This window comes from Ensifer sp. GW823-FHT05D09 (assembly GCF_058795755.1).
In genome coordinates this window covers 74,508-91,410 of sequence record NZ_JBXAIA010000003.1, presented here as the reverse complement: position 1 = coordinate 91,410, position 16,903 = coordinate 74,508, and the positions used below count along the sequence as shown (strand labels likewise).

The window sequence follows — 16,903 nt, the reverse complement described above, 5'->3', positions numbered from 1 at the left end:
GATGAGGCCGGGAAGCGCAAAGGCGAGTTAGCCCAGCTTTTTCACGTCACACGGAGCGTGTCAGGCCACCATCGACCTTGAGGTTCTGCCCGGTGATGTAGCCTGCGCCCTCGGAAGCAAGAAAGGCAACGGTCGCAGCGATTTCGGCGCTTGTGCCGTAGCGCTTCATCGGTACGGCCTCGCGCCTGTCTTCCGTGGCCGGAAGACTGTCGATCCAGCCGGGCAGAACGTTGTTCATGCGGACGTTGTCGCCAGCGTAGGTGTCGGCAAAAATCTTCGTAAAGGCGGCCAGGCCGGAGCGGAACACGGCCGATGTCGGAAACATTGCCGACGGCTCAAACGCCCAGGCAGTGGAGATATTAATGATCGCGCCGGACTTCTGCGCCTGCATGACCGGCGTGACGAGCCGCGCCGGGCGAATGACATTCATCAGATAGACGTCCATTCCCGTATGCCACTGCTCGTCGGTGATATCGAGGATGGAGGCTCGCGGGCCGTGTCCAGCACTGTTGACCAGGACGTCGATCCGACCCCATTTCTCCACGGTCGCGTCGACCAGGCGCTTGAGATCGTCGTTGGATTGATTCGAGCCGGTGATGCCGAGGCCACCGAGCTCGGCCGCAAGCGCCTCACCTTTGCCCGACGAAGAAAGTACGGCCACTTTGAAACCATCGGCAGCCAGTCGCCTGGCGCATTCGGCACCCATGCCACTGCCACCAGCTGTAACGATAGCCACTTTTTCTACTGACATCTTTTGCTCCTCTCACGCGGAAATATCATACGAATTGCCTATTCCTATGCATTGCCATACCATTTCCGCCGCGGGTTTACGAAGCAGTTCAACTTTTATCTGGCAGTAGAAAAACTATTGAATGATCGACGCTCCCGGAAAGCTTCCGTCACTGAACGCTCTCAAAGCATTCGAGGCTGCCGCGCGGCATCTGAATTTCAGGCTTGCTGCCGAAGAGCTCGGCGTCACCCAGGGAGCGGTCGCGCAGCAGGTTCGCGGACTTGAAGGCGAGCTCGGCGTGAAGCTGTTCGAGCGGCTGCCGCGGACATTGGCGCTGACGGGCGAGGGGCGTGCCTATATCGCCGATATCCGACGGGCCTTCGAGATTATCGCAAGAGCGACGGGTGCGCTGAAACCGCAGCCAGTTCGTCTTACGATCAGTACCACCCCGACATTCGCGTCCAAATGGTTGATTCCCCGTCTGCCCGACTTCACGGCCCGACATCCGGAGCTTGACCTGCATATTCTCGCCACGGAACGCATGTCCAGCTTCCAGGCTGATGGTGTCGATCTTGCTGTGCGCTACGGACGACCGCCATTCGGGCCGGGGTTGGCAACCGAGTTGCTGTTCGGCCAAGAGATTGTTGCCGTTGGCAGTCCGATGCTGCTATCCGGGCGACCGCCGCCAAAGACGTCAGCGGAGTTTTCCGGCTACACGCTCCTGCACGATGCCCACAATTTCTGGCCGGAGTTCATCGAAAAACACCTCGGAAAACTGGAGCGGACGTCGTTCAAGGGGATCAGCTTCAGCCAGACGTCCCATGCGATCGAGGCTGCGATCGCGGGACAAGGCATCGTTCTCGCGAACCGGGATTTCGTCCAACGGGACCTGGAGGAAGGTCGCCTCATTCGAGCCCTGGAGGGATCGCTCTTCGGACCGTCGGATTTCTATCTGGTGTGGCCGCGCTATCGTAATTCCAGTGCCATCGACATGGTGGTCGCGTGGATGATCGCGGAGGCGCACCGGAAGTGAACGACGACCGCTCCTGACGCACTCGGACTGTTCGGCCCCATCGCGCCATCGGATCCGCCGCAAACGCAAGCACGACCGTTTCGATCGCCAGATCTTCCTCGGCCGCGGCCATGACTCTCACTGTTGGCGATTTCACACTGCCTTCCTGACGTAGATGGTCCGACGGCGCGCCCGCGCCCATTCTCAGCTACGCGTCGTAACCCGGATGGCGTGGGAGCGACGTCGGTTGCTCCTGGCTCAGCGGTTCCGGATTCGCTGGCGGTAGCCGACAAGTGAAGTGTTTGAATCTGCTTTCGGGAGCCATGAGAAGTTATTCGACTGTCTGTTCAAGGTCGATACGGAACAACCGCTTCTCACTGACCGCTCGCACATGTTGTCAGTTCGAACTTCCTAGCCTGCTACCGCCAGCACATTGGAGCGCAGCGCGGAAAAATATCGTTCCACATTCGCATGGCGGCAGTTCTCACTTCGCGTTGACACGCCAACGGCGCTTCCATCTCATCCTGTCGAAACGGAGTTGCGCTCCTCAGAACTGCTTTGCAGTCCGCACGCGTCCACCAGTGGATGTCTCGCCGCCGTCGGCGATGTTGAGCAACAGGCTCAGGTCCAGCATCCACAGGTCCGCGGTCTGCCACGACACCCCGGCCGTCAGCGAGCCGAAGGCACCCGACCCATCGAGGCCCGAGTAGCCGCCCGTCAAGCCCAGCTTCGGTGTCATTTGCGTGCCGTTTTCCAGCGTGAACGATCGTGCGATCTCCGCTCCCAGGCTGACACGGAACTGCTCCTCGTCGAACCCCCCGATATCCACCGTTTCCCCGGCATCGTTTCGAACCATGTAGTCGTCGACGCTTTCGGAGAAATACAGGATACGCAGTTTCGGCGTGAAGGTTGTCGCTTCGTCGATATCCCATTGCCCCTCGAGTGCGGTGTCGGCCAGCCAGCGTGTCGTGTTGAACGTGCCGTCCCAGAACGCCGTGTCGATATCGTTGGATGAGCCGCCGTAACGCAGGCTGGCGTTCCAGAAGATGTTGCGGGCTATCTCGAACGAGGCATAGGGACCCGCAAGCCAGCCGTTGCCGGTCAGTTCTGCATCCTCATCGCTCGGGTCGCTCATCCGGTCATAGTGGAAGGACAGACCCACAAGCGCCTTTTCCGTCAGGAGATAGTCGGCGCCGGTGTTGATCATCGCAAAGCTGCCCCAGCGACCATCATTGTTATCCCGGTTGTGCACCAGGAAGGTGCCGTCGATCCAGATGTTGAACGGCGAGGACGCGGCCGCACTAACGCCGTCGGCATTGTCGCGCGCCGCCTCTATCTGCCGCAGGCTGGTGGAAACGCTCCCCTCCATGCCGTCCTGCGACGGCATCATGCGCGCGGTGACCGGATCGGTCGCCGCCTCCATCTGGCGGCGCTCCAGAAGCCCCGGAACCTTGATGGCCGAGGAGATCATGTTCTGCCGCGTCTCGACGAAGCCACGTACCAATGCATCGATGTCCTCGGCGACCCTGTCCGCATCAAGCGCCAGCCGGTAGGTGACGACCCCGGTATTGGACGTACCGAGCGCGCTGATCAGCCTGTAGCCGACCTGCACCTCGCCGGAATAGGCGGGATCGGGCTTGAATTGCAAATACCAACCGGCAGGAGCTGTGGCAGCGCCAACCGCTGCCACCTCGCCGCGAATGATCGTCGCCGTGCCGGCATTCGCCGGCTCGACAAAGGCAAGCTCAGCCCCCGTGAACGGACCGCCCGTCGCACCGCGGTTGAGGTACACATTCGCAGGCGTCCCACCGGCCGGGACATCCACGATGAGGTCGACAACCGTGGCTGTCCGCCGCTTCACCGGCAAGGTGAACGTCGCCTTGCCGGTAGCACCAGTGCCATCGCGCACCTGAATGGCAAAGCTATGCGTGCCGGCAGCGTCGACGGAAAGCGGGCCGGTGAGTTCGCCGGTCGAGATGTTCAGCACCAGGCCTTTCGGCAAGCTGCCCGAAACGATGCTGTAGATCAGCGCCCCCGTTCCGCCCTTTGCGGTGATCGATTGGCTGTAGTCTTCGCCTGCCATCGCTTCATCCAACGCTCCGCCTGGCGGGGTGAAGACGAATTTCACCTCGGGCGGCTTGATCTTCAGCGAATAGCCGGCCGAACCGCTCGTGCCGACAGTATCCGTCGCCGTAATGGTGACGGAAAAATCACCGCTCGCCGTTGGCGTGCCACTGATCGCACCTGTCGAAGCATTGAGGTTCAGGCCGCCGGGAAGTGCGCCGGCCGTCACCGCATAGCCAATGGTCCCCACGCCGCCACTCGCCGATATCGAGGTGTCCGAATAGACGGCACCGACCGTACCGGCTGAAAGCGCTGAACCGCTGGCCGGCGTCAGCACCACGGCAGTAGCCCCCACGGCAATCGTGTAGCTCGCCGCCGCGGAACCCGATGTCGCTGCCGTGGCCGTCACGGTGAAAGTCGCCGTGCCAAAGCCTCCTGCGGTCGGTGTGCCCGTGATCGCAGCGGTCGATGCGTTGAGGCTTAGCCCTGCGGGAAGCGCACCGCTCGTCACCGCATAGCCAATGGTCCCCACGCCGCCACTCGCCGAAATCGAGGTGTCCGAATAGACGGCACCGACCGTACCGGCTGAAAGCGCTGAACCGCTGGCCGGCGTCAGCACCACGGCAGTAGCTCCCACGGCAATCGTGTAGCTCGCCGCCGCGGAACCCGATGTCGCTGCCGTGGCCGTCACGGTGAAAGTCGCCGTGCCAAAGCCTCCGGCGGTCGGTGTGCCCGTGATCGCAGCGGTCGATGCGTTGAGGCTCAGCCCTGCGGGAAGCGCACCGCTCGTCACGGCGTAGCCGATCGTCCCCACGCCGCCACTCGCCGAAATCGAAGTGTCCGAATAGGCCACACCGACCGTACCGGTCGAAAGCGCCGAACCGGTTGCGGGTGTCAGCACCACCGACGGCGCGGTGATCGTGATCGAATAGCTGGCGGCGGCCGACCCGGTCGTTGCGGCCGTTGCCGTCACCGTGAAGTTCGTCGTTCCAAGAGCCCCGGCTGTTGGCGTGCCCGCTATCGCACCGGTCGATGTGTTGAGCGCGAGCCCCGCCGGCACCGAGCCGGAGGTGACGGCATAGGTGATCGTGCCGACACCGCCGGTCGCCGAAATGGACGTGTTCGAGTAGGAAGAGCCCACCACACCGGCGGTCAGGGCCGTGCCGGTCGTCGGCGTCAGCACCACCGGTGGCGCCACAATTGTTATCGGATAGGTGGCTTGCTCCACGTTGCCGAACATCGACATTACCTCGACGTCAACGCTTGCGGTGCCAAGGGCGGCGGCCGTTGGCGTGCCTGTGATTTCGCCCGTTAAAGCGTTTATCATCAGGCCGTCCGGAAGTCCGCTTGCTGAGAAGGTAACCCCACCCAAGGGGGAACTCGCCGAGATCGACGTGTCCGTATAGGCCGAACCGACAACGCCGCCGGTCAATGCAGTGCCTGACGCCGGCGAGAGATTCAGTGGCGGCCCGACGATCGCGATCTGATAGGCCTCTGCAACCGAGCCGCTTGTCGCGGCAGTCGCCGTAATTGTGAAATTGAACGTGCCGATAGCGGTCGGCGTGCCGCTAATTGCTCCGGTCGACGTATTCATCGTGAGCCCTGGCGGAAGCGCACCTGCCGTCAGGGCATAGGTGACGGTTCCCACGCCGCCCGTCGCCGAAATGCTTGTCGAATAGGCGACACCCGCCGTGCCTGATGTCAATGGACCGCCGAGCGGGGCCAGGACCAAAGGTGGCGCGGTGATCGTGATCGAATAGCTGGCGGCGGCCGACCCGGCCGCTGCGGCCGTTGCCGTCACCGTGAAGTTCGTCGTTCCAAGTGCCCCGGCTGTTGGCGTGCCCGCTATCGCACCGGTCGATGTGTTGAGCGCGAGCCCCGCCGGCAGCGAACCGGAGGTGACGGCATAGGTGATCGTTCCGGCGCCGCCCGTCGCCGAAATGGACGCGTTCGAGTAGGAAGAGCCCACCGCACCGGCGGTCAGGGCCGTGCCGGTCGTCGGCGTCAGCACCACCGGGGGGACGGCATTGATGGTGACGGTAACGTCCTGCAGGAGGAAGTGCACGCCGCCGGTCGAGATGGTGGTGCTGTCCTGGACCTTCAATTTGAAAGTCGAACTGCCGACCGCCGATGGTGTGCCGGACAGGAGACCGCTGCCTGAGAGACTTAAGCCCGCGGGCAGGCTGCCGCTGTCGCGGGTATAGGTGTAACCCGGGGTGCCGCCGCTTGCCGAAAACTGCACGCTGTAGGCCGTGCCAACGCCGCCGTCCGGCGGGCTGTCAGGCGTCACGTCGATGACAGGCGCAGCGATGAGGACGCTGTAGGCCTTGTCGAGCGTATTGGCTGTCGGTGTCGTCGAATCGACCACGCGGACGGTAAAATTGTAGGGACCCGAGCCGGTCGGCGTGCCGGAGATGACACCGGCGGAGGAAAGGGTGAGGCCGGGCGGCAGGTTGCTGCCTGCCACGAGCGAGTAGGTATAGGGGCCGGTTCCGCCGCTCGTGCTGAGCGTCTGATTGTAGGACGTGCCGATCGCCGGCGTGGCAACGTTTGAAGGTGTGACCGTCAGCGGGGAGGCCGACGGATTGATCGTGACGTTGAATGTAATCGGTACTGCGTTATCATCCTTGACGATGAACGTGTCGGATGTCGCGCCGTCACCATTGTTGGTGTAGATGAGCGGGGTGTTTGACGGCATTCCGAAAACTAGGCTGCCATGGGATGGCGGTGCGATGGCCGGCGAATCAAAGCCGAAATCCGCGCAAGCAAAGGTTGCTGTACCGCCCGAGGTTATGGTTGCCGTCTGTGGGGAGGTGCAAGCCGCCTGAGCCGCCGTTGCCGGCCATAGGACGATCAGCCAGATCAAGGCCAGAAACGTCGGGAAAAATGCCGGCTTGGCGCAATGCCTGCGCGAAACATCTGACTTATAAAGATAATTCTTATGCATCATCATGCGCCCCCCACACACAGAATACCGCGAGGAGGAAAACTCCACATCGCGGCCCGCCCGTTCTGCGTCTTCGCCGGTCACTGGCATGAAACACGAGGCAATACAATCCTACGGCGTAGCTGGTGATAAACTTCGCTTAAGAAAGGGGAGGGCGGCGATGCGAAAAATGTGGCGTTAGACGGCTATAGCGTAGACGTAGAGTCCATCATCATCGGGCGTGGCGCGCCCGAGGAGATTCGAAACGGTACTTCATGTTTCGAACGCGCTGTGGATGTCTGCTTTATCAGCCTTGCTCTTCGGAACCGGACAGTCCGCTTCCGGCCCCAAATCAGTCACCTTTCCGCACAGAGCACACGTCTCCTATTGGCGTAAAGCGGACGCCGAGCAGGACGACCGACTGGTGGCATTTGCTACACAATTGCGCGCATCTGAGTGGAAGAGGGACGCGATGGGCCTGGCAGACACCACGCCTCCCCGAACCTCACTCCACCAACCCCGCCTTGCGTAAGCCCTCCACCCGCCGTTCGAAATCCTCCGGGTTGCGGAAGGGCAGGATGCGGCGGCGGCGGGGGATGGAGAAGTTGGGGTTGAGGTCCAGCGCCCGCGTCCATGCCTGGCGGCTTCGTTCGTGGTGGCCGAGGTGGCCGTGGCAGGAGGCGAGCAGGGCATAGGCGGTTTCGGACTGCGGGTTTCGCATCAGCCGCGCCTCGATGGCGAGGATCGCCGTTTCGTAAGCGCCGAGCGAAAAGTGGGCGTCGGCGAGGAATTGCAGCAGCAGTTCGGGATAGAGCGGATCGAGGCGCATGGAAATGTCGAGTTCGGCGAGTGCGGCCTTCGGGTCGCCGGTAAAGATCAGTGCATGGGCGAGCGCCATGTGGAGCTGCACCGAATTGGGCGCCAGCGCCAACCCCAGATGCGCCTCGTCCTGCGCCCGGTCCAGCTCTCTCATCCACATGCAGGCGATGCTGAGCGCGAAGTGGCCTTCTGGCTGGTCCGGTGCCATGGCGACGGCCCTTTCGGCAAGCGCGCGGCCGGTGCGCAGCGACTGCTCGGGCTCCGCGCTCCAGTCGTTGATATAGTCCAGCACGTGGGTGAAGGCGATGAGCGCATGGGCGGCGGCATAATCCGGTTCGATGGCGACAGCGGCCTCGGCGAGGTTGCGCCCGGCGGCATTGGCAAGACGCGTGTGCACTGAGGCCTGCTCGCGGCCACGCAAGAGCAGCTCGTATGCCTTGACGTCGACCGGGCGGCCGCCGGCGAGTGGGCCCTTGTCGCCGCCCGTCAGCTGAACTTTCAGCGCGGTCACGATCTCCCGCGTCAGTTCGTCCTGAACGGCAAAGATGTCGGTGAGATCGCGGTCGAAGCGATTTGCCCAGACATGGCCGCCGTCATTGGCATCGACCAGCTGCGCGGTGACGCGCACGCGGTTTCCGGCCTTGCGGACGCTGCCTTCGAGCACATAGCGCACGCCGAGCGCCTTGGCGATCTCCGGCACGGAAACGGCCGCGTTCTTGTAGACGAACGACGAGTTGCGGGCGATGACGTGCAGTTCCGACAGCCGGGAGAGGTCGGTGATGATGTCCTCGCTGATGCCGTCTGAAAAATACGTCTGCTCGCCGTCGCCGCTCATGTTGTCGAAGGCGAGAACGGCGATGGAGGGTTTTTCGGGCAGGTGGTAAGGGCTCGGCGGCTGCGGCGGCGTGCTTGCCTGTGAGGGGGGCGGTGACGGGGCCTGCGCCCGGCCATCGGCCGCATGGGCAACGCCGATCTCCAGCGCGTAGATGCGGATCGGCTCGACGATGTTCTTCAGTTGCGTGGCGCCGAGGTCGGTCGCTGCGAGGTCGAGGCGCGCCTTCACCTGGCGGTAGGCATCCTCGGAAAGGCAGATGGCGCCGGGGCGGGCTATACCCTCAAGCCGCGAGGCGATGTTGACGCCGTCGCCCATCAGGTCTCCATCGCTTTCCTCGACGACATCGCCAAGGTGAATGCCGATGCGGAACTCGATGCGCCGGTCCTCCGGCACGCCGGCATTGCGCTCGAGCATCGCGCTCTGGACCTCGATGGCGCAGCGCACCGCATCGACGACGCTGCGAAACTCGATCAGGCTGCCATCGCCGGTGCGCTTGACGATGCGGCCGTTATAGACGGCGATGGTGGGATCGATCAGGTCGCTGCGCAGCGTGCGAAGCCGCGCCAGGATACGCTCTTCGTCGGCACCGGCCAGCCGGCTGTAGCCGACAACGTCGGCGACGAGGATGGCCGCAATTTTTCGCGTATCGCTCATGGACAGCAGCTCCGACCGCATGCCGACCCGCTGATATCGACCTCTTGCGCCGGAGCGGTTTCGGTTTTCGGCAAGGACAGAACCGCAAAGGCACCCGCGCTCGTTCGCTCAGGGACTGTCGACGCGATCGGGAGGCCAAAATCGCCCGGCCCTTCGGGTGATCAGTTGTCGGCCACCGGCAGCTTCGCAATTCCCAGCCGGAGCCAAGGCATCGCTCTGAGGTCCGCTCTTCGCCCGATGGCCGCACAGGGTTCCACGCAATCGGTCAATTTCAGCGCAGGTCGGTCTGACACCAGATTACCACAGCGGCGGGGCGACCGCCTCTCGTCTCTACCTCTTCTTTAGAAGTTGCCTATCGCATCAAAAGTGGCAAACTTCGTGCCGTGTATGGCGGAAGTCAGCCTATTCAAATGATGGGGTTTATCGTGACACTTGCAATCAACGACATCGCACCGGATTTCCAGGCGGAAACCACGGAAGGCAAGATCCAGTTCCATGACTGGATCGGCGATTCCTGGGCCGTCTTGTTCTCGCACCCGAAGGATTTCACGCCGGTCTGCACCACCGAGCTCGGCTACATGGCCAAGATCAAGCCCGAATTCGACCGGCGTGGGGTCAAGATCATCGGACTTTCCGTCGATCCGCTCGACCGCCATGCCGGCTGGGTCAGCGACATCGCGGAAACGCAAGGAGCAGAGCCGAACTTCCCGATGATCGCCGACGTCGACTACAACGTTTCCAAGCTCTACGGCATGCTGCCGGCGCCGGTATCGGGCGACCCGACGCAGCGCACCGCCGCCGATAACCAGACCGTGCGCAACGTCTTCGTCGTCGGGCCGGACAAGAAGGTCAAGCTGATCCTGATCTATCCGATGACCACCGGCCGCAACTTCGACGAGGTGCTGCGGGTGATCGATTCGCTGCAGCTCACGGCCAAGCACAAGGTGGCAACACCGGTGAACTGGAAGAACGGCGAGGACGTGATCATCGCCGGCTCGGTCAGCGACGAGGAAGCCAAGCAGAAGTATCCGGAAGGCTGGCGCGCGCCGAAACCCTATATCCGGATCGTGCCGCAGCCGAAATAAGTGTTGGTGCGGCTCACCGCGCCACCGCATACCGCCTGAAGCAGGTTGCACGAGAACGCGTTCATGCGCCGTGGTTCAGGTTCCCGGTTTTCGCATGCCGTTGCCCCAAAAGCGCTGCGCGCTCTCGGGTGCCGTGCCTCAAATCGGAGCCGGTTTCAGGCGCATTGTGCAGACGTTCTTCAAGCCTTGCGGCATCCAGCGGGTGAAATTTTCCCCGCGGGATGCCGCAGGTTCGTGCAAGGGACAAGCCGATGATCTTTCGTCAACTCTTCGACAGCACATCCGGCACCTACACCTACCTGATTGCCAGCCGACAGGGTGGGGAGGCGCTGATCATCGACCCGGTTCTGGAAAAGGTCGACCGCTACCTGCAGCTGGTGCGCGAGCTCGACCTGAAACTGGTCAAGGCGGTGGACACCCACCTGCATGCCGATCACATCACCGGGCTCGGGGCGCTGCGCGACCGTACCCATTGCATCACCGTCATGGGCGAACAGACCGCCGCCGACGTGGTTTCCATGCGGGTGGCTGAGGGCGACCGCGTTTCGATCGAGGGCCTGAGCCTCGACGTGCTCTACACGCCCGGCCATACGGACGACAGCTATTCGTTTCTGACCGGTGGGCGGGTGTTTACCGGCGACACGCTTTTGATCCGCGGCACCGGCCGCACGGATTTCCAGAACGGCGATCCGCGCCAGCAATATGATTCGATCTTCAACAAGCTATTGAAGCTGCCCGACGACACGCTGGTCTATCCGGCCCACGACTACAAGGGCGACACGGTCTCGACCATCGGCGAGGAAAAGCGCTTCAATCCGCGCCTGAAGGTCGGATCGGTCGACGAATATGTCGACCTGATGAACAATCTCAACCTGCCGAACCCGAAGATGATGGATGTGGCGGTGCCGGCCAACATCCATGTCGGTCTGCACCAGGACGAGATCGCTGCCAAGGGCTGGGCGGTTTCAGCCGTCGAAGCCATGGCGCTGAGCGGCCGCGCGGACGTGGCGATCGTCGACCTACGCGAAAAGGCGGAGCGCGAAAAACATGGCGCCATTCCCGGCGCGCTGCACGCGCCCTATCCGGAGCTGCGGGAAAACATCGGCGCCGGCGGCATGCTGCATGAGCTGGCGCTTGCGACCGGCAAGCGCATCGTCTTCTACTGCGCCTTCGGCGAACGCTCGGCGATGGCGGTCGAGGCGGCGCAAGCTGCCGGACTGATCAGTGCCTGCCATATCGAAGGCGGCATCGATGCCTGGAAAAAGGCGCATGGGCCGCTGGCGCGCTAAGGCGTAACGCGCAAACGACTTAGTATAACGTCTCAAGCTTGCTGCATCATCTTTTCCTTGAATGGGAACCGATTTAAGACGTCGTGCAGGAGCCGGAAGGGGTGGGGCAAGAGACAAGCTTGGCGGCAAGACCGGCGGATCGACCTGAGGGGGCGATGCGCCGGCCGCTTTGCGTTGTCGCGTGCCGTCCCTGACCGTCGGGGCAGTGCCGACGCGGCGTTGCTCCGGGTTTCGGTTTCGCGCCAAACAGGAGGACAATGGCACGATGCACAAGGTTTTGACGATTATTTCCGTGGCGCTGGTAGCAGGGGGACTGGCCGCCTGCTCCAAGACGGAGGCGCTCGAACAGGCAGCGCCGGAACCGGTGGCAGCCCAAGCGAGCACGGAAGCAACTGGGGCCGGCGACAAGACCGACGAGATGGCGTGCCTTGCCATGGTCGGCCGGCAAGCAAAAAGCACGGTCACCGCGTTGAGCTCGCAACCATCAGGGGCGAGCACGGTGGTGATGGTCGGCGTCGGGCCGAAGAACGTGCCGTGGCGCTGCGTGGTGTCGAAGGGCATCGTCTCGGAGGCGGTTGCGACCGCAGGCTAGAGCGTTTCCGATTTAGACGGAAACACAGAAACGCTCTATGTCTCTGTTTTTGAGCATTTCCTGACGGAAAACCGCTCCGCACTTTTCCTGGAACACGGCCGACGGAGCCCTTGCAGACCGAAAAGGTCCGTAGGCTCCGTCGAAACCGGCGTTACGTCTCTCCCGTGAACTGGGAGAGGGCTGCAAAGTCGTCATGCAGATGGCCGGCCGCAATGGCCCGCTGGAAGACACGCTCATAACCATCGACGACGCTCCGGTCGATTGCCCGCGCCACCATCAGATCCTTGAGATGACGGAAGGCGCCGTAGTGCGGCGAGATCGACGAAAGTGTTTCGGCGTCGCTTTCAAACCGCCCGGCATGGGTACGCTTGATCAGGTCGGCGACCAGCCCTTGAACGACGGGGGCGGTCGCTGTCCATTGCCGGCCAAGCTCGCCAAGGTCGATGCCTTCGGCTCTGCTGACGGCGATGGCGTGCAGCCCGCCGAACAGGGCGCCCCACATCAGCGCCAGCACGGCGCTGTCGAGCGCATTGGCGAGCCCCGGCTCGGTGCCGATGTGCTGGACGTTGCCGCCGAGTGCGCGAAAGACATCCGCGTTCTCGGCGAAGGGTTCAGGCGCACCCGAGAGCAGGATCGTGCCCGCGTCGGTGCCGATGAAGTCGGGCGTCGCGAGGATTGCGCCGTCGATGTAGCGGGCACCTTGGGCTTCTGCCCACCGGCTGGTCTCGCGCGCGCCCTCAGGCGTTCCGGACGTCAGCTCGACGATCAGCTTGCCGCGCAAACCGGGCGCGACGTCGCCTGCACGCAGCAAGGCTGATGTCGCGCCGTAATCGCTGACATTGACGATGACGATCTCGGCCGCGTCGATCGCTTGCCGGACGGATGGCACGACGGTGGCGCCGCGTGCGCCAAGCGGCTCGGCTTTCGCCGTTGTCCTGTTCCAGACCGTGGTGCGATACCCGGCGTCGAGCAGGGCGAGCGCCAGCGCCGATCCCATGCGCCCGGTTCCCAAGACACTGATTGAAGGCTTCATTGCAAATCTCCATATCCATTGGCGCGACGCACATTTTTGCCGTCGCGGGGCAGAGGTATGGTGGCGGATGGGGCGCACAATACGCACCGGGTGGTAAGTGGTTACGCCGGGGTAAGTGCTTACCCCCAGGGGTAAGTGCTTATCCCCGAAGGGGTAAGTCCCTTGGCCGCGGAGACGTGTTTGCTGGGCGGTCAAGGAGAATATCGTGAACCCGACAATGGAAAATTGCGGCTTTGCCGCCGCACTCAAGGCGATCGAAGGCAAGTGGAAGGTCGATATTCTCTGCGAGCTCGGGCGCGCGGCGCGGCGGTTCGGCCGCCTTCGCCAGTCGATACCGGCGATCAGCGAAAAGATGCTGGCCCAGCAGCTGCGCGAACTGGAGGCGGACGGGCTTGTCGACCGCACTGTCTATGCCGAGCAGCCCGCCAAGGTCGTCTACTCGCTGACGGAGCGTGGCGCGGCGCTGAACGTGGCGGCCGCCGCCTTGTGCCGGTGGGGGGAGGCGGCCCGACGGGATGCCGTCCGCCCATCGACCGCCGCTGCCGATCCCGTGGTGGCTTGAGGCTCGGGCCCCGCGGTCGAGCGAAAAAGGGGGGGCTGCCACCTGCCGCCTTCGACGTGTTTCATGGGCTGTTACCTTGGGAACACCTGTCGCCTCGGGCGTGGGCTAGTATCCATGACATGCAAGGCAATGACCTTTGCCAAGAGCAATGCGAACCATCTGATAGCCTCCCAGTCAGGCGGTTCACGTGATCCCAGCGAGCCTCCCCGTTGGTGATCCGCATCTGCAAAGACCCGCCGCGTGCTGACCGCGGCGGGTCTTTTCTCGTCTGGGCCAAAGCGTCCCACCGCCGTCCGGCCGGTCGCCGCTTGCTTGACACCCATCCCGATCCTGTCACGATCCGGCCGCTTGGCCCCAAGTCCCCGGACTCTGGCCCGGCTCTGTCGATTACGGTCCTTGAGGAGAGTGTCATGAAGATAAGCCTGCGTGCCGGCGCCACCATTGCTGCATTCGCTCTGGCCGCGCCCGCCTTTGCCGGCATTCCGCTGGTCAATGCCACCTGCCCTGGCAATATCGAGGTTCACGCAGACGAGGGCGGGCCGATCTACATCAATGGCAAGGAAGGCAAGCTGAAGAAGTTCAACGACAACTACTTCGAGGCCAAGGGTGCCGGCGTGACGATTTCGCTCAGCATCAACCCGGATGGCTCGCCTGCCGTTTCCTATACCGGCAAGGGCGGCGCCAACGGTATCTGCACCATCAAGTAGGCCTATCTGGCGGCAAGCAGCGCCGGAAGTTCACCGAGGAAGGCATCGCGGGCACGCACGCCAGGGGTGCCGGGCTCCGTCTTCTCGTCCTGTATCAGGCGGGCAAAGACCAGGGTTCTGTCGTCCTTCTGTGCCCAGCCGACGAACCAGCCCCAGCCGCGCGCGTAGTCGAAGCTGCCGTCGGCCCGGCGCGGGAAGGCGGCGCCGGTCTTGCCATGCACGGTCCAGCCGCCGGGGATCTGGCGCTCTTCCACCACCTTCAGCGTCATGTCCGTGGCGTGCGCGCTCACAGGAAGCCGGCCGTTGACGAGCTTTTCCAGGAAGGCCACCTGTTCGCGCGGCGAGATCTTCAGCGACGAGGCGATCCAGGCGCGCTCAAGCCCGTTGTTCTTGCCGGGATCGCCGGAAAAGTCGGCGTTGCCGTAGCCGAATTTCGTGGCGTAGTCGTGCAACGCCTTCTCGCCGAGCGACTTCGTCATCTGCTGGGAAAACCAGACGACGGAATATTTCATCCAGCGGAGCGCATCAGTCGGCTGCTTCCAGTTGTCGCCGCCCCAATCCACATAGCCCTCGCGGAAGGCGAGCGTCGGCTCGTGCTCGTCCTTGAGATAGCCGCTGTCGTAGCCCATCAGGCTGAGCGCCACCTTGAACGTCGATGCCGGGGTGACGCGGCTGTCGCAATCGCCCTCTTGCAGCACGGTGGCTTCGCCCCCCGCATCGACCATCAGGGTGCAGATCGTACGAGCCTCGGCCGTTGTGATCGTGGATCCCGCCAACAGCATGCCGGCGGTAATGAGGCGAAGGTTCATGGATGTTTTCCTTTGCGTTGCAGTTTCGGCCGGCAGATAGCAGCGGATCCTTCGCAGCGACAAAGGGCGATTTTTGGGGCGAGGCATGAGAAAAATTTGGCCTTGATTACAGTGAGGCCAGAGGCGCCTGCTGCAACGCGGACCGCGCTGGCGTGATCCCGCGGGGAGCCGAGGCAGGCGCGGCCATCGGGAGTGGACCTGAATGCAAATTGTGACGTCGAAATGCTGCACAAGCGGCGAACGTATTTCCATAGTCGATATCGCTCCTTGCTAAGAACACAATGTGCCTGTAAAGGAACCGCCATCGATCTTGCTTGCTGAGCTTTGTTTTCTCGCCGACCGGCGTTCAAGCTGACCTTTCCTATCAAAATCGATCTTACTGCCGTGTCCGGCGCAAATCCGGGCGGCGAACTTTTTGATTGAAAGGAAATTCTTATGAATACTGGAACCGTAAAGTTCTTCAACACCACCAAGGGTTTTGGCTTCATCGCTCCGGACGACGGCGCAACCGACGTTTTCGTGCACGCTTCTGCTGTTGAACGCGCCGGCATGAGCTCGCTCGTCGAAGGCCAGAAGGTCCGTTTCGACATCGTTCGCGATGCACGTTCGGGCAAGAGCGCTGCCGACAACCTGTCTGCTGCGTAATCACCGATATTTCGTCTCTGGTCCTTGACCACGGATGTACTGGCATTGGCCATTGAGACGATATTGAGAAGGTCGGGATTTCCCGGCCTTTTTCTTTGCGCGCTTTTCCTGTCGGAGAACCGCTTGGCGGTTCTCCCTGGGAGTGCCTAAAGCACGTCGCGATCTTTCAGATTCGCTTGGCGCGCTTTAAGTTCTTGTTCTTGCGCATGTCGTTATCGCAAAATCGCGGCACACTTTTGCGCGACATGCTTTAGTCGAATGTTTCTTTCGAGCCGTCGTCATAAATGACCGCACGCACGCAGGTGTAGGCGGTGATGTCGTCTGCATTGATCTTCAGCAGCCGCTCGATCGTGAAGGGTCCCCAGACGCGCTTGCCGGTAAAGGTGCCGCCGGCGGGAATGGCGATGTCCCTGTCAAGCTCCAGCGGGCCGATCGTCGCGCCCAGCGCGTCGGTGAAGCCCAGTTGCGCATCGACCATGCGAATGCCTTTTCCAGCGCTGGAGCGAACGGTAAAGGACAGCTCGTTCATATGGCTGTCGAGCGGTTTTATCGACCACATCGAGATTGTCAGCAGATCGTCGTTGCAGGCGGCAAGGGCTGATGACGTTGCCGCCAGCACCAGGGCGAGGGCCCATAGAACGCGACGCATGGATCTTCTCCGGTTGCGGGACGGCACGAAAATGTTGGCGCTGGACCGCGCAGCCCAAGGGGGAGGCCGGGCGCGCCCGAAGTGGTGGATTTCGACGGGCGTCGACTCGAATGCCCGTCTCCTGAGGTCGTACCCGGTTGAAGGCCAAAAAGCCGAAACGATTCGACGTGGTTGCAGCGCGACCTTCGTGCGTCTGAAGACATGCACGGCGCTGCGGGGCAGAGGGCATCCGGCTTCGGCCAGGCGCATTGCGGCTCAATGCGTGTTCAGGATCGCCAGTGCCTTTTCCGCGTTGCGGCGGTTGAGGCCGGTCATGGTCCAGGAGCCGATATGCGCCGGCGTGCCCGTGAAGACGTGATAGATCGTCCAGGATCCATCCGCTTCGACGCGTCGGCCGAACTGATAGAGATCGCCGCTCAGGCGCGGCGGACCGCCCTGAGCCTGCCAGCCCAGGAGCGTGTGGTTTTGCTGTTCGTGGTTCTTGCTCATGTC

At 62.7% G+C, this 16,903-nt stretch carries 14 protein-coding genes and 1 pseudogene; 7 read left to right on the top strand and 8 right to left on the bottom strand.

Annotated elements, in window-relative coordinates; translation table 11 throughout:
- Positions 1–46 precede the first annotated feature (46 nt).
- Complete coding sequence (locus AC1Q80_RS10820; protein WP_173420469.1) at positions 47–751, bottom strand: SDR family oxidoreductase; 705 nt, start codon at positions 749–751, stop codon at positions 47–49.
- Positions 752–872: 121 nt separating this feature from the next.
- Between AC1Q80_RS10820 and gcvA the strand changes: the two genes are divergently transcribed.
- Positions 873–1,763, top strand: coding sequence for a transcriptional regulator GcvA (gene gcvA, locus AC1Q80_RS10815; protein ID WP_492360426.1), 891 nt, complete (start codon positions 873–875; stop codon positions 1,761–1,763).
- A 37-nt stretch (positions 1,764–1,800) separates the two neighbouring features.
- Here the strand turns inward: gcvA and AC1Q80_RS10810 are convergent.
- From AC1Q80_RS10810 to AC1Q80_RS10800, 3 genes and pseudogenes are all read right to left on the bottom strand, one after another.
- A pseudogene (locus tag AC1Q80_RS10810) lies at positions 1,801–1,899 on the bottom strand (GNAT family N-acetyltransferase); the annotation flags it as partial.
- Positions 1,900–2,289: 390 nt separating this feature from the next.
- Positions 2,290–6,504: a putative Ig domain-containing protein gene (locus tag AC1Q80_RS10805; protein ID WP_492360425.1), complete on the bottom strand. Its 4,215-nt coding sequence runs from the start codon at positions 6,502–6,504 to the stop codon at positions 2,290–2,292.
- Positions 6,505–7,237: 733 nt separating this feature from the next.
- A complete protein-coding gene (locus AC1Q80_RS10800; RefSeq protein WP_492360424.1) occupies positions 7,238–9,040 on the bottom strand; it encodes an adenylate/guanylate cyclase domain-containing protein in 1,803 nt (600 codons plus the stop codon).
- A 425-nt stretch (positions 9,041–9,465) separates the two neighbouring features.
- Here AC1Q80_RS10800 and AC1Q80_RS10795 point away from each other — a divergent pair, with 425 nt between their 5' ends.
- The 3 genes from AC1Q80_RS10795 (at position 9,466) to AC1Q80_RS10785 (ending at position 12,006) form a co-directional block, all read left to right on the top strand.
- Positions 9,466–10,125: a peroxiredoxin gene (locus AC1Q80_RS10795; RefSeq protein ID WP_173420465.1), complete on the top strand. Its 660-nt coding sequence runs from the start codon at positions 9,466–9,468 to the stop codon at positions 10,123–10,125.
- 251 nt (positions 10,126–10,376) lie between these two features.
- The gene (locus AC1Q80_RS10790; RefSeq protein ID WP_209790812.1) at positions 10,377–11,414 is read left to right on the top strand and encodes an MBL fold metallo-hydrolase; all 1,038 of its coding nucleotides are present in this window, start codon (positions 10,377–10,379) and stop codon (positions 11,412–11,414) included.
- 265 nt (positions 11,415–11,679) lie between these two features.
- Positions 11,680–12,006, top strand: a complete 327-nt coding sequence (locus tag AC1Q80_RS10785) for a hypothetical protein (protein WP_209790813.1) — start codon at positions 11,680–11,682, stop codon at positions 12,004–12,006.
- A gap of 151 nt (positions 12,007–12,157) precedes the next feature.
- Here AC1Q80_RS10785 and AC1Q80_RS10780 read toward each other — a convergent pair whose 3' ends face one another.
- A complete protein-coding gene (locus AC1Q80_RS10780; RefSeq protein ID WP_492360423.1) occupies positions 12,158–13,039 on the bottom strand; it encodes an NAD(P)-dependent oxidoreductase in 882 nt (293 codons plus the stop codon).
- A 205-nt stretch (positions 13,040–13,244) separates the two neighbouring features.
- On the opposite strand from AC1Q80_RS10780, the gene AC1Q80_RS10775 reads away from it, so the two are divergent.
- Positions 13,245–13,601, top strand: a complete 357-nt coding sequence (locus tag AC1Q80_RS10775) for a winged helix-turn-helix transcriptional regulator (RefSeq protein WP_173420461.1) — start codon at positions 13,245–13,247, stop codon at positions 13,599–13,601.
- Between the two features lie 410 nt (positions 13,602–14,011).
- Positions 14,012–14,308, top strand: a complete 297-nt coding sequence (locus tag AC1Q80_RS10770; protein ID WP_209790815.1) for a hypothetical protein — start codon at positions 14,012–14,014, stop codon at positions 14,306–14,308.
- Positions 14,309–14,310: 2 nt separating this feature from the next.
- Here the strand turns inward: AC1Q80_RS10770 and blaOXA are convergent, their stop codons facing one another.
- Complete coding sequence (gene blaOXA / locus AC1Q80_RS10765) at positions 14,311–15,117, bottom strand: class D beta-lactamase (RefSeq protein WP_492360422.1); 807 nt, start codon at positions 15,115–15,117, stop codon at positions 14,311–14,313.
- A 435-nt stretch (positions 15,118–15,552) separates the two neighbouring features.
- Between blaOXA and AC1Q80_RS10760 the strand changes: the two genes are divergently transcribed.
- On the top strand, positions 15,553–15,762 hold the full coding sequence (locus AC1Q80_RS10760; RefSeq protein WP_025427573.1) for a cold-shock protein: 210 nt from the start codon (positions 15,553–15,555) through the stop codon (positions 15,760–15,762).
- A gap of 250 nt (positions 15,763–16,012) precedes the next feature.
- On the opposite strand, the gene AC1Q80_RS10755 is transcribed toward AC1Q80_RS10760, so the two are convergent.
- The gene (locus tag AC1Q80_RS10755; protein ID WP_492360421.1) at positions 16,013–16,411 is read right to left on the bottom strand and encodes a hypothetical protein; all 399 of its coding nucleotides are present in this window, start codon (positions 16,409–16,411) and stop codon (positions 16,013–16,015) included.
- Between the two features lie 255 nt (positions 16,412–16,666).
- Positions 16,667–16,900: a hypothetical protein gene (locus AC1Q80_RS10750; protein WP_492360420.1), complete on the bottom strand. Its 234-nt coding sequence runs from the start codon at positions 16,898–16,900 to the stop codon at positions 16,667–16,669.
- Between the last annotated feature and the right edge of the window lie 3 nt (positions 16,901–16,903).